We start from the raw sequence: 13,908 nt of genomic DNA on the forward strand, positions 1-13,908 counted from the left end.
AAATCATATTAAAACAAGAGAAACATCTCAATGAGTTTACAATCATGGGAACGTATAAAACAAAAAATCTATCTAAAAAAGAAAGGATAGAAAAAACAAAAGCAGCTTCAGAAAGAGAATTAAGAATTCAAGAAGCACTTAAAAAACGTAAAAGAGTAAAACAGCTTCCTTTTGAAGAGTTCATTGATGAGCTTTGTTACAAAGGAAAGAGTGACCATTCAGCAAGGATTCCTTTTTCGGCTATATATCACCATTTTTTTGATAAGCTAAGTCGTAAAAAGCATATGTGGAGAAGAATCCAGTTTAGAGACCTGATTTTATTTCTGTATAAAAATAAGTGCTTTCGAATACTAAAAGAACAACAATATGTTTTGATAATTTTTAATATGACATGGCAGTCCAATCATTTTTGTAAAGATTACAGAAACTGGAAACGAAAAAGCCATAATCTAGATAAGCAACTATTATCATTACTGAAACATTGTTTTGAAGTATACGAAGTTCCAAAATTCTTATATCGAGCTTGGTGCGGAGTTGATAAAACTCATATAAATTGGTTTATCGAATTAACCCAAGGAACAGGTGTAAGAGATCTGAAACTTCCAGTTCGTTTAACAAAGAAAGGAGCACATTATTTTAGAACTGCTCCAGAAAACTATAATGTTACGATGGCACTTAGATGGGCACAGGCATTATCTTATGGAGCAGATAAGGTTCTTGCAGATTATTTGGCAAACTCTTTTTTGAGTAGAAATAATTTTGAAAGAGAAGTTTTTTGGAATAAAGTAATTCAGTTTATAGCAAAGGAAGCCATGTTAGATCCTCAAAAAATGGGAGAACTAATGGATTATCTTGATCATTGTATAGAAGAAAATGAAAACTACTCGATAAAAGGGAGAACCATTACTTCTTTATTAAGAGCATCAGATGAATGGCATATAGAAATCAATAGGGTTTCTAAATATTATAAAGATCTGATCTGGAAATCCAGTACCATTTCTTCTTTTATAATTAATGAAGGTAAAGAAGAAAAAAAAGTGATGTACAAACTATATGAATTACGAAGTACAAAAGAACTCAGAGTAGAAGGTAAAAGAATGAATCATTGTGTAGCCACCTATGCTTCTTCTTGTCACAAAGGCAATACTGCCATCTTTACTTTGAGAAAACAGAGTGTATTTAATCTTGAAGAAATTCTGGCAACTATTGAGATTAATATTTTTAATAGAATGATTGTTCAGGCCAAGGCAAGATTTAATAAACCAATTAATAATAAAGCAAAAGAAATTATGCAAAAATGGGCTGTAAAAGAGAGCCTGTCAATTTCTAAATGGCTTTAAAATGAAATAATTATGGCAAAATTAAAATTACGAGGTAAAGACCTCATAGCAATAGGATATCCGCAAGGAAAAATTATTAGTATCGCGATTGATATTATGTTACGACACTATAAACGTGAGAGAAAAGACAAAGTACTACAGCGATTAAAAACGGTACTTAAAAATCCAGATAAGTTTTTGAGTGATGGGATTATGGGTAAAATAGCCGAAGAGCTTATTGAACCAGTAAAAATTGAAGCTCAAAGACTGAATATACAACGAGCTCCGTTTACGATTTTTGGAGAAAATGAAATCCAGGAAGAAGCAAAGCATCAGTTGTATACTGCATTAAAACTACCAGTCGCAAAAGCAGGAGCTTTAATGCCTGATGGACATTCTGGGTATGGATTACCAATAGGCGGAGTATTAGCAACAGAAAATGCAGTAATTCCTTATGGAGTAGGAGTTGACATAGGATGTAGAATGTGCTTGAGTATTTATGATATCAATATATCCTACTTAGAAGGACATAAAGATAAGTATGTACAGATGCTTCAGGATCATACCAAATTTGGAGGGTATGAAATACATAAAAATATCCCGATGCACGATATTTTTGAGCATAAGGCATTCAATGAAATTCCGATGGTTAAAAAGCTAAAAGATAAAGCTTTTAAGCAATTAGGAAGCTCTGGTGGGGGAAATCATTTTGTAGAGTTTGGTAGTGTAGAAATTACAGATTCTGATAATGAGTTTAAAGTTCCTCCAGGTAAATATCTGGGTATTTTGTCGCATAGTGGTTCTAGAGGATTAGGAGCTAATATTGCAAAACATTATACCAAGTTAGCAATGAAACAGCATCCTTTACCACAAGAAGCCAAACATCTGGCCTGGTTAGACCTTAGTACTCACGATGGCCAAGAATACTGGATGGCAATGAACCTGGCAGGAGATTATGCATCAGCGTGTCATGATGATATTCATAGACGATTATCCAAGGCTTTAGGTACAAGGCCTTTGGCAATTGTTGAAAACCATCACAATTTTGCCTGGAAAGAACAGGTGGATGGCAAAGAGATGATTGTGCATCGCAAAGGAGCGACTCCTGCTGGTAAAAATGTGTTAGGTATTATACCTGGTTCGATGACAGCACCTGGATTTATTGTTAGAGGAAAAGGAAATACAACATCCTTAAACTCTGCTTCTCACGGTGCAGGCAGACTATTGTCACGACGTAAAGCAAAAACAATGCTTACCGGTAGTGAAGTAAAAAAGATGTTACAAGATCATGGGGTTACCTTATTAGGAGGTGGATTAGATGAAGCACCTATGGCCTATAAGGACATTCATAAGGTGATGGCAAATCAAACAGAACTTGTGGAAGTTGTAGGTAGGTTTACTCCAAAAATTGTACGAATGGATAAAAATTAAATCAAGTATGCATTAGGGATAGTAGTGGCATCCTTTTATAATGTTATCCTGAGCTTGTCGAAGGAAGAGATTAGAAAAGATATAACGGATAGCCCGACCATCCTGTTTTATAACAGGATGGTAATGCCTTAATGATTAAAATTAAATAAAAATGGCAATAGATACACAAGAAGTATTGTATATACAAGCGTTGGACAATTATCCGTATGATATAGAACAATGTATTGAGAAGTTACAATATGTAATAGGGGCAAATAATAATCATGTAGGAGCTCATTATTTAATGGGTAGAATTTATAAAGAACAATTAGATGATTATAAGAATGCAACATATCATTTTCAGATGGCATTGCATTTGGATCATACGTTTACACCTACATATTATTATTATGCTGAGCTTTTGATCCTGTTAAGCAAATATCAAGAAGCAGAAAAGGTTCTTGATGTTGGAATTACTATTCCTGGTTCTGATAAAGCGTGTTTAGAATTTTTGAAGGGGATACTTTATGAAAAGTATGAAATGTATACTACTGCTAAATCATACTTTGAAAAAGCAAAGCATTCTGCTTTAAATAATGATTTCAGGCGTTCTATGGATGGAGAAATCAACAGAATAAAAAGCAAAAAAGAAGAATCTAAAAATAAATCAAAATCTAAGAAAAAGAATAAAAAGAAAAAGAAGTAATGATTTTGAATGGATTTTAAAAACAAAAAGGCCTGAATATCGAATTTTTCAGGCCTTTTTAAATTTTACTTTGAGGTTGAAACAATTAGTAGCAATTGCAAACACCTCTAAATAAATGTCCACCATTGCGACAAACATTACAGCAAACTGGGTGTCCCTGCCCACAATAAATTCCGATGGTATATCCTCCTTGGATTGATGTTTGTTCTTTTTTGTCAATTGTTTTGACGTTTTCTAAATTTAAAATGTTGTTTAACATGATATTAGATTTTAAGATTACCTATTTGATAAATTTAGAATATTGCGATAGTCTAGATTATGAGATATTGATGGATGGCTGCTATGGATTGATACAAGAAATGTTTCAATTGATATTTTGATAAATGAATTAGATATTTAAAAACACCTTCATTTTTTATAGATTATTCATAGCGTTCAAGAACCTCTTTTTTTTCTGCTTAGAGATGCTGATAGGATGGTTGTTATTCATAATAATATAACCTCCATCAGACTTCATAAATTTTCGAACTTCTCTTAGGTTGATCAGAAAACTATTGTGAATTCTCATAAAATGTTGATTGATCAGCATATTCTCATATTCTTTAAGATGTTTGCTTACTAATAGAGATGTTTTGTCTTTAAGTATAAAAGAAGTGTATGAACCATTGGCTTTGCAATAAACAATATCTCGAAGATTGATGAACTCAAAGCCTTCAGTAGTAGAAAGACATATTTTACTGAGTTTGGGTTGTAGTTTTTTTAAGGTGTGATTTAAAGTTTGAAGCTCCTTTTGTAGAGAATCTATATATGATACTTCTTTATTAAGTAGTATTGCTTCTAATTCCATAATTTAAGATTTTATGTGTTTATAAGCATATACATAATCAGTACTTTTTGTTACCCTAATTTTGCTTTTGTATAAAAAAACATCCCTTGATCAAGATGTTGATCAAGAGATGCTCGATTGGTGCGAATTGTCTATTAGTCAAGACCATAATATGCCTGTACTTCATCGAAGTCGGCAAAATCAACACTACTAGCAGCATTACCCTCTACTAGAACAAATCTTAGTCTAAGATTAGACTGGGTAAAAGTGGCGCGTAGCGTTGCTCTACCAACTTCGATTCTATCTATTTCAAGGATAATTTGCTGACCAAGACTTAGAGGTAGCACTTCCCAATAATCGTTTCCTGTTACTGTTACATATGCATAAACAATACCCGTATCATATATTTCTTGTGTTAATTGAGGAATGTCAAAAACGTTATCTCCATTGTTTATCGTTTGGTTTTCGAATAAAACAGATACAACGTTTGCGTTTCCGTCCTGCCCGTCGGTTCCTGCTGGTCCTTGGGGTCCAGCGGCTCCATCTTCTCCTTCACAAGAAGTTAATACAAAGGCAAAAGCCATAATACAATACGTCAAAAATTTTGTTGTGATTTTCATTACGTTAAGTTTTAATGATTTGTCTTTAGTATGGATCAAAAGAGAGAGGTAAACATTAAAACAAAAAATAATTTAAAATAGAACGATATTGAAAATCCTTAATACAGTATTAGACTCGTAGAAATTTTTAATTAAGAAGTACCATTAATTTCTTCCATTTTCCAAAGGATATAATTCGTGCACCGGATCACTTTGCCAAAACTCTTTTGTATCAATATCTAATGCGGTTAGAGGACCTTTAAATGCAGCACCTGTATCTATATTCCATACACAAGAAGCTTGTACAGGTATGGTTTTGTTGATTCGAGTAACAGGGGTGTGACCAATATAAATTTCTTTAAACAATAACAATCGTTTAGGATAAAATGGGTCAGTTTTTTTTAGTTTTGGATCAACTGATAAAGCAACTTCCCACAAGGTTCTGTCCCAATAGAATAATTTACTAAAATACTCTCTATGCGGACCGTGAAGGTTTGTAAAACCGGCGTGTAAAAATAAACGATTTTGATCATCAATATGGTAATTGATGAGGTTCTCATAAAATTGAAGATGTATATTTATTTCTTCATCTGATAATTTATTATATGCATCAATTGTAGATTGCCCTCCGTGTTTTAGCCATTCTGGGTTATAAGTTTTTAATACCAACCAATTATAACATAGTTCATCGTGGTTTCCTCTTAAAAAAATACAATTATACTTCTTTTTAATATCGATAAGAAAGGAAATTAATTTTGCACTATCACTCCATCCATCTACATAATCTCCTAAAAAAATAAGTGTATCTTGACTGGTAACTTTTGCCTTTTGTATTAATTGTTGCAAGGCTTTTAAAGCTCCGTGCATATCTCCGATCACTAAAGTTCTGCCCATAGTTGATTTGTTGCTAAAAATGTTTTGTGTAATGTATACTAACTATATCGTACTTTTCTTAATATTCGTATACTTTCTTTGTAAATAGAGTAAATAGCAGGACTATAATTTTTTAAATACGGCTTTGCTTCTTCAAGTTTTTCTTTGGCTTCGCTAAAATCATTAAAATAACAGATTAGATAAGTAGCTGGAAGATTTATAATATCTTTCTCTTCATTTTTTGATAAAGCAATTTTATTTTTCAACTTTTCCATAAGCGTATTACTACTATTATATAGATGATAGAGAGTTTTACGATCAAACTGAGGAGGCTCAAAAAGAAGCTTACTATCTATATCATAACTGGCATTGTCTTTAAAAGTTATTACTACCTCTTCTAAAGGATAATATTTATATGTTTCTTGAAGACCTAATTGTACATATTCCACAATTTTAAATTGTTCATCAGAGATGGTAATACTTACTTCATCAAGTTCTGAGTAAAATAACTTTACCTGTTCATTGATCAATTCAATATCGACTCTAGAGTAATATATCTCGCCATTTTGTCTTTTTTCTTTGGCGGCCCAGCAAACCACAAAATATTCTTTGAAAACTTTATAAGTAGGATTATAATCTTTTCTGGAATTCATAAAATCAAAAACACCATCTAGCGTAAGCTCAATGTTATTTTGTGCGTGACTTTCGATAGAACTGACAATATCAGAGTTAACATCTTTGATTTCTATATCAAAGACTTTGGGCATACTTATGCTTCCATCTCTAAAAAATACACTACCTCCGTAATATTTCCAGATATTTTTGCGAAGCGAACATAGTTTTCCGTCCTGAGAACGAATAGAAACCAGACCAACTACCTTCTCCGCTGGTAAATGGGGAAAAGGAATGTTTTCATAAGCAACCAGAGGAGGGTTATCGAGATAGGCATTTACAAGATTTTGGATTTTACTATCATCAAAAAAATCAACCCCAATGATTTGGTTATCTTCATCTTCTACACCAATAACGATATATGAATTGTTTTTAGGATTAGAGTTAGAAAGAGCACAAATATGTTTTAGAAATTTGGCTTTGCCTTCTTTTTCGCCAATATTAAGCTTACGTTTCTTATCATAAAAACTATTTTCGTCATTATGCGCAAGTAGGTTTTTGATAAGAAGACGTTTATTGATCATTCCTTTTACTAATAAGGACTATTATTTTTCCCAAGTTAAACTTAGCTATTTTTATTGGGTCTGCAATACAATGAGAATAAAGAAATTATAAACTTTTCTTAAGAATCGTACTACTGGCCTGTGCGGTAGGTAAAACAACAAGATCGGCAATATTTACGTGATAAGGACGAGTAACAACAAATGCTATAATATCTGCGATATCTTCTGGAGTTAATGGATCAAAGCCTTTATAAACATTATCGGCTCGTTGGTCATCTCCTTTAAAACGCACATTACTAAATTCAGTTTCTACAAGCCCTGGATTGACTGCTCCTACACGGATTCCGTATTCATTGAGATCCATTCGCATTCCTTTATTGATTGCATCCACAGCATGTTTACTGGCACAATAGACATTTCCATTAGGATAAACCTCTTTTCCTGCGGTAGATCCAATATTAATAATATGTCCGGAGCGTTGAGTAATCATCTTTGGAATTATTGCTTTTGAAACATACAAAAGCCCTTTTACATTGATATCCATCATTGCATCCCAATCATCAATATTACCTGTTTGAATAGGATCTAATCCGTGAGCATTACCTGCGTTATTAACCAGAATATCAATGGTATTGAAATTAGACGGAAGATTTTCGATCGCTGTAAAGGTTTTTTCTTTATCTCTTACATCAAAAGATAGTGTGTGTATTTGTACTGATTTACTAAGTTCTTGTTGTAGATCATTAAGACGATCTTGTCTTCTTCCGCAAAGAATAAGATTTATATTATGTTTGGCTAGTTCAATAGCAGTGGCTTTTCCGATTCCGCTAGTGGCTCCTGTGATTAGTGCTGTTTTCATCTGTAGTATATTATTTTTTAAAATTTGCAACACCCAAAACTAAGTGGCGTCTTTTGATAACATCATCGTGAAAACGATGAAAATAGGTATGTCTTGTTTTTTGCTAAAAGTGCTTTAAATATACAGTAAAATTTGACCATGCATCACAGACATTTAACCAACAATTAACAACTAGGCGAAAATTATTTCGACAATTTGCAATGTTGAATTAGGAATATTAAATTCACGCCTTTAAAAAAATAAAATAGATGGAAGAAAATAGTGCTATTGATATTGCTTCAATCAACCAGAAAATAGAAAAAGAATCTGCTTTTGTAGATTTATTGACCTTGGAGATGAATAAGGTAATTGTGGGTCAAAAACATATGGTTGAGCGTTTGCTTATAGGATTGCTTGGTCAAGGCCATATCTTGTTAGAAGGTGTTCCTGGATTAGCAAAAACGTTGGCAATAAACACCTTGTCTCAGGCAGTTCATGGAAGTTTTAGCCGTATCCAGTTTACTCCGGATCTATTACCGGCAGATGTTGTAGGTACTTTGATTTACAATATGAAAGAGAATGATTTTTCAATCAAGAAAGGTCCTATCTTCGCCAATTTTGTTTTAGCTGATGAGATTAACCGTGCTCCGGCAAAAGTACAGAGTGCATTGTTAGAAGCGATGCAGGAGAAACAAGTAACCATTGGTGATGAGACTTTTATCCTGGATAAACCATTTTTGGTAATGGCGACTCAAAACCCGGTAGAACAAGAAGGAACTTATCCTTTACCAGAAGCTCAGGTTGACCGTTTTATGCTAAAAACTGTAATTGACTATCCAAAATTAGATGAGGAACAATTAATAATACGTGCCAATCTAAAAGGATCATTCGAAAAAGTAAATCCTGTAGTTTCTTTAGAACAGATACTTAATGCACAGAAAGCTGTAAGAGAAGTATATATGGACGAGAAAATCGAAAAATATATACTGGATATCATTTTTGCAACACGTTATCCTGAGAAATATGGACTAGAAGAGCTAAAACCATTAATAAATTTTGGAGCTTCTCCTCGTGGAAGTATTAACCTGGCTACTGCAGCAAAATGTTATGCATTTATAAAAAGGAGAGGATATGTAATCCCAGAAGATGTTAGAGCAGTAATTCATGATGTATTACGCCATCGTATTGGTATTACTTATGAAGCAGAAGCAGAAAATGTAACTTCAGAAGACATTATTAATAAAATTGTTAACGAAATCGAAGTACCATAGTCGTTCGTTGTTTGAAGTTTTGCAGTTATAATATCCGCAAAACGAATAAACCCAAAATAAAAATATGGATACTAAGGAGTTACTAAAAAAAGTTCGGAAAATTGAAATCAAGACACGTCGCTTGAGTGATCATATCTTTGGAGGAGAATATCATTCTACTTTCAAAGGTCGTGGTATGACTTTTAGCGAAGTACGTCAATATCAATTTGGAGATGATGTACGTAATATAGATTGGAATGTAACAGCTAGATATAATGAACCTTATATAAAAGTATTTGAAGAAGAACGAGAATTGACAATGATGTTGATGGTAGATGTTTCTGGTTCTCAGCTATTTGGTACTCAACAACAATTTAAAAAAGAAATTATTACTGAAATTGCTGCCACATTAGCATTTTCGGCAACACAAAATAACGATAAGATCGGCTTGATCTTGTTTACTGATGAGATAGAGTTGTTTATTCCTCCCAAAAAAGGAAGATCTCACGTACTTAGAATTATTAGAGAATTACTAGAGTATCAACCTAAAAGTAAACAAACTAATATCACAGAAGCGTTAAAGTTTCTATCTAATGTGATGAAGAAAAAAGCCATTGTCTTTGTGCTTTCAGATTTTATTGCTGATGATTATCAGCAAACACTTAAGATTGTAGGAGGCAAGCATGATGTTACAGGGATTCGAGTTTTTGATCGAAGAGAGGAAGAAATACCTAACCTGGGAATGGTGCAGATGGAGGATGAAGAAACCGGTGAACTTTTATTAGTCAATACAGGATCTCGAAAAACCCGAGACAATTATTCAAAATATTATCAGGAACGAACCACTTATTTCAAAGATAGTTTTACTCGTAGTGGAGCAGGATCATTAAGTAGCAGGGTAGATGAAAGTTATGTAAAAAAATTATTGGGATATTTTAAAAGAAGAGGATAAATCCTTTTTGTAATTCTGGAGTAGCCAGAAACGATAAGAATGAAGCAAAAATTTAAGAATATAGTACAGATTATTTCGCCTTTCATGAAGGTTAAGAAAGTTTTCTTGATATCCTTCTTGGTAGTTGCCTGTCAGCAATCCTTTGCTCAGGTATCGTCATCTATTGATTCTACTTCAATTTTAATAGGAGAAGAAATCCGATATAAAATGCTTGTCGAGGCAGATTCTACAGAATTGGTCATTTTTCCAGAAGGACAAACGTTTACTCCGTTAGAAGTTATAGAATCTTATAAGACAGATACAACTAAAAACGGAAATCGATTTAGCTTGATCAAAGAATATGCACTTACACAATTTGATTCAGGAAGCTATACGATTCCAAGACAAAAAATAGCGATAGGAGATAAAGTTTTTTATACCGATTCAATAAGTGTAGAAGTAAGAGATGTACTTGTAGATACTACAAAACAAAAGATGTATGAGATCAAACCTTTGGTTGATGTAGATGCATCTTTTTTTAATTGGAAAAGTAATATTTGGTGGATTCTTATTCTATTGCTAATTACAGGAGCAATAATTTTCCTGGCCTTTAGAAGAAAAAAGAGAAAAGAAGCTAAGGAACAAGAACTGCCTCCTTATGAAAGAGCAATGCTCGCACTACGTCAAATAGATGAATCACATTTGTTAGAACAGGATTCTCATAAGGAGTATTATTCTCTGTTAAGTGATACAGCTCGTAAATATATTGATGAAGAAGTGTATGATCATGCAATGGAGAGTACAACAGATGAACTTATTGCACGACTGGATGAAGAAATTAAGTCCGGTGCATTAAATCTAGATAAACATACCATAGAAGAGCTTAAGAGCGTACTTAAAACGGCAGATATGGCAAAATTTGCCAAATCGAGACCGGATGTAGGAACAGCAAAGGCAGATCGCAATGTTATAGAACGAGTGATTAATGAAACAAAAGAAGCAATTCCAGAACCTACAGAAGAAGAATTGTTGGCTGATGAGGAGTATAGACGAACAATAGCAGAGAAGAAACGAAGAAAGAAAATAATTTTTGGAAGTATTGCAGGTGTAGGTGTTGTTATTATCACTTTGGTAATCTTTATAGCAATAAAAGGATTTGATCTTGTTAAAGATACATTATTGGGGCATCCAACAAAAGAACTGGCAGAAACCGAATGGATTTCGAGTGGTTATGGATCTCCACCAGTTACCATTTCGACACCCAAAGTTCTAATAAGAAATAATTTTAAACTTACCGAAGAGCAAAAGCAAATCCTTAAAGGAAACGAAACTTTTACTTACGGCAGTATTTTGGGTAACTTTTATGTTGTAGTATCTACTATGTCATATCAACAACAAAATCAGGTTGATCTTGAAAAAGCTGTTGAAGGAGTAGTAGGATATCTCGAGAGTAATGGAGCAAAAAATATTACCCTTAAAAATGAAGAATACCAAACCCTTGGAGGTGCAAAAGGGATTAAGGTGTTTGGTAATCTTGATATTACTAATCAAGTACAACAAAAGACTTCTAAGAACGAATATGTGATGCTTAATTTTGCAGAAAAAGGAGGTTTTCAGCAGATTACAGTAATTTATGATATAGAAGATCGATATGCAAAAGATGTTGCACAGCGAATTATCAATTCAGTTGAACTTAGAAACTCCAAATAAGTATGTTTGAAAATTTTACATTTGAGAACCCACAGTTCTTTTGGTTGTTTTTAATGCTACCAATAGCCATCACCTGGTTTATTTGGAAACGAAACAGACAGCAGGCAGAACTTAAGATTTCTAGTATTAAGGGGTTTAAAGTTTCTAGTAGCTGGTTGACAAAACTAAAGCCAATATTATTTTTCTTACGACTTATTACACTGGCACTAATAATAACAGCATTGGCTAGACCAAGGACAGTAGATGTTTCAACAAAGACCAAAACGACCAAGGGTATTGATATTGTGATGGCTATAGATGTATCTGCCAGTATGCTGGCAAAAGATCTTCGTCCTAATCGTCTGGAAGCATTAAAAGATGTAGCGGCAGAATTCATTAAAGGTCGCCCTAATGATCGAATCGGATTAGTAGTATATGCTGGTGAGAGTTTTACCAAAACACCTATTACTAGTGATAAGTCCATTGTTCTAAGTGCGATGAATGATGTGCGTTATGACAATATATTAGAAAACGGTACTGCAATCGGGATGGGATTGGCTACTTCTGTAAATCGATTAAAAGATAGTAAAGCAAAAAGTAAAGTAATTATACTATTAACAGATGGTTCTAATAATGCTGGATTTATAGATCCTAAGATTGCTTCAGAATTAGCAGTAGAATATGGTATTAAAACGTATACCATCGGTTTAGGAACTAACGGGATGGCGTTAGCACCAGTTGCAATATTGCCAAATGGTTCTTTTCAGTATGGTAGAGTTCAGGTGGAGATTGATGAAGATCTGTTAAAAGAAATTGCCAAAGTTACCGGAGGAAAATACTTTAGAGCAACAAATAACAAAAAGTTAGAACAGATTTACGAAGAAATTGATAAATTAGAAAAAACCGATGTAGAAGAATTTAAGTTTTATAATTATGAAGAAAAGTTTAGATCACTGGTATTATTAGCAGGGCTACTAATTTTTATAGAATTTTTGTTGAGGTATACGGTGTTTAGAAGTTTTATATAATACAATACAAATATGAATAATAAAACAAAGTTAATATTTGGACTTGTATTAGTGTCAATTGGTGGTGTTGTATTATATTTTGGAAAGGAAACAATACCAGATTTTATAACCGGTGCTTTTTTTGGTGCTGGATTTGGGTTGTTAATTACCAATTTGTATAAAAATAAAATTGCGTTAGATTAAAAATTAAGAAATGAGTTTGTTTTCTTAATAAAAAATAAAAAATGTACTTACTAGAGGAAAAAATATATTTCTGGTTATTGATTGGGATTCCCATATTGATTCTATTGTTTATAGGAGTTTTGGTATGGAAAAAAACCACTCAAAAGAGATTTGCAGATGCTACATTGCTTAAAAAACTGAGCCCTAATCAATCGATGTTTAAATCAATTTTGAAAATTATTGTGATTAGTTTGGCTCTGGCTTGTCTAGTCGTAGCATTAGTAAACCCAAAAGTGGGAACTAAATTAGAAACTGTAAAGCGTGAGGGAGTAGATGTGGTTTTTGCTATAGATGTTTCTAAAAGTATGCTGGCAAAAGATATAGCACCCAATCGTTTAGAGAAATCCAAACAGTTGGTAACCCAAATCATTAATAATCTGGCTAGTGATCGTATTGGGATTATCGCTTATGCAGGAAGTGCATTTCCGCAATTACCTATTACTACTGATTATGGATCCGCAAAAATGTTTTTGCAAGCCATGAATACAGATATATTGTCATCACAAGGTACTGCCATTAATGAAGCTATAGAATTGGCAAAAACCTATTATAATGATGAAGAACAGACGAATAGAGTCTTGTTTATAGTTAGTGATGGTGAGGATCATGAAGGTAATGCAAGGATAATTGCAGAAGAAGCGGCAAAAGAAGGCATTAAAATTTTTACCATTGGAGTCGGTTCAGAAAAAGGAGGTCCTATCCCAATAGAGCGTAACGGTATAGTACAGAGTTATAAGAAAAATAGTCAGGGAGAAACCGTAATCACAAAACTAAACCCGACAACATTGCAGGAAATTGCTAATGAAGCAAATGGCATATACATTGATGGTAAAAGTACAAATGTCGTTGTAGATCAGGTAACTGAGATCTTGCAAAATATGGATAAAAAAGAATTTGAAGCCAAGCAATTTGCAGATTTTAAAGATCAGTTTCAATGGTTTCTTGGAGCAGGGTTGTTATTGTTATTTTTAGATGTTTTCTTATTAGAAAGAAAGACATCTTGGGTAAAGAAATTAAATCTGTTTAACGAACAATAGTAGAA

Annotated in this window: 14 protein-coding genes; 9 read left to right on the top strand and 5 right to left on the bottom strand. The window is 33.2% G+C overall.

The features are described from left to right. Positions 1 to 44 precede the first annotated feature (44 nt). The 3 genes from U0D62_RS24230 (at position 45) to U0D62_RS24240 (ending at position 3,435) form a co-directional block, all read left to right on the top strand. Positions 45 to 1,340 (top strand): PcfJ domain-containing protein, encoded by a 1,296-nt coding sequence (locus U0D62_RS24230; protein WP_322289947.1) that lies wholly within the window; start codon positions 45 to 47, stop codon positions 1,338 to 1,340. Positions 1,341 to 1,352: 12 nt separating this feature from the next. After that, positions 1,353 to 2,750: an RtcB family protein gene (locus U0D62_RS24235; RefSeq protein WP_322289948.1), complete on the top strand. Its 1,398-nt coding sequence runs from the start codon at positions 1,353 to 1,355 to the stop codon at positions 2,748 to 2,750. Positions 2,751 to 2,901: 151 nt separating this feature from the next. Continuing rightward, complete coding sequence (locus tag U0D62_RS24240) at positions 2,902 to 3,435, top strand: tetratricopeptide repeat protein (RefSeq protein ID WP_322289949.1); 534 nt, start codon at positions 2,902 to 2,904, stop codon at positions 3,433 to 3,435. A 415-nt stretch (positions 3,436 to 3,850) separates the two neighbouring features. Here the strand turns inward: U0D62_RS24240 and U0D62_RS24245 are convergent, their stop codons facing one another. The 5 genes from U0D62_RS24245 to U0D62_RS24265 all read right to left on the bottom strand — a co-directional run bounded on the left by U0D62_RS24245 (position 3,851) and on the right by U0D62_RS24265 (position 7,767). Continuing rightward, a complete protein-coding gene (locus U0D62_RS24245) occupies positions 3,851 to 4,282 on the bottom strand; it encodes a LytR/AlgR family response regulator transcription factor (RefSeq protein WP_322289950.1) in 432 nt (143 codons plus the stop codon). A 134-nt stretch (positions 4,283 to 4,416) separates the two neighbouring features. Beyond that, on the bottom strand, positions 4,417 to 4,881 hold the full coding sequence (locus U0D62_RS24250; protein ID WP_322289951.1) for a hypothetical protein: 465 nt from the start codon (positions 4,879 to 4,881) through the stop codon (positions 4,417 to 4,419). Between the two features lie 144 nt (positions 4,882 to 5,025). Beyond that, positions 5,026 to 5,754: a metallophosphoesterase gene (locus tag U0D62_RS24255; RefSeq protein WP_322289952.1), complete on the bottom strand. Its 729-nt coding sequence runs from the start codon at positions 5,752 to 5,754 to the stop codon at positions 5,026 to 5,028. Between the two features lie 38 nt (positions 5,755 to 5,792). Beyond that, positions 5,793 to 6,929, bottom strand: a complete 1,137-nt coding sequence (locus U0D62_RS24260) for an ATP-binding protein (protein WP_322289953.1) — start codon at positions 6,927 to 6,929, stop codon at positions 5,793 to 5,795. 85 nt (positions 6,930 to 7,014) lie between these two features. Further along, the gene (locus tag U0D62_RS24265; RefSeq protein WP_322289954.1) at positions 7,015 to 7,767 is read right to left on the bottom strand and encodes an SDR family NAD(P)-dependent oxidoreductase; all 753 of its coding nucleotides are present in this window, start codon (positions 7,765 to 7,767) and stop codon (positions 7,015 to 7,017) included. A gap of 248 nt (positions 7,768 to 8,015) precedes the next feature. Between U0D62_RS24265 and U0D62_RS24270 the strand changes: the two genes are divergently transcribed. The 6 genes from U0D62_RS24270 to U0D62_RS24295 all read left to right on the top strand — a co-directional run bounded on the left by U0D62_RS24270 (position 8,016) and on the right by U0D62_RS24295 (position 13,903). Next, a complete protein-coding gene (locus U0D62_RS24270; protein WP_322289955.1) occupies positions 8,016 to 9,017 on the top strand; it encodes an AAA family ATPase in 1,002 nt (333 codons plus the stop codon). 64 nt (positions 9,018 to 9,081) lie between these two features. Continuing rightward, complete coding sequence (locus U0D62_RS24275) at positions 9,082 to 9,948, top strand: DUF58 domain-containing protein (RefSeq protein ID WP_322289956.1); 867 nt, start codon at positions 9,082 to 9,084, stop codon at positions 9,946 to 9,948. Between the two features lie 39 nt (positions 9,949 to 9,987). Continuing rightward, positions 9,988 to 11,637 carry a DUF4381 domain-containing protein gene (locus U0D62_RS24280; protein ID WP_322289957.1) on the top strand — a complete coding sequence of 550 codons (1,650 nt, stop codon included), beginning with the start codon at positions 9,988 to 9,990 and terminating at the stop codon, positions 11,635 to 11,637. 2 nt (positions 11,638 to 11,639) lie between these two features. Further along, the gene (locus U0D62_RS24285; protein WP_322289958.1) at positions 11,640 to 12,644 is read left to right on the top strand and encodes a vWA domain-containing protein; all 1,005 of its coding nucleotides are present in this window, start codon (positions 11,640 to 11,642) and stop codon (positions 12,642 to 12,644) included. A gap of 12 nt (positions 12,645 to 12,656) precedes the next feature. Next, positions 12,657 to 12,827, top strand: a complete 171-nt coding sequence (locus tag U0D62_RS24290; RefSeq protein WP_322289959.1) for a hypothetical protein — start codon at positions 12,657 to 12,659, stop codon at positions 12,825 to 12,827. 41 nt (positions 12,828 to 12,868) lie between these two features. Continuing rightward, entirely contained in the window at positions 12,869 to 13,903 is a 1,035-nt protein-coding gene (locus U0D62_RS24295; protein WP_322289960.1) for a VWA domain-containing protein, read from the top strand. Positions 13,904 to 13,908: the final 5 nt, after the last annotated feature.

Source organism: Aquimarina callyspongiae (assembly GCF_034322225.1).
Taxonomy (GTDB): Bacteria; Bacteroidota; Bacteroidia; order Flavobacteriales; family Flavobacteriaceae; genus Aquimarina.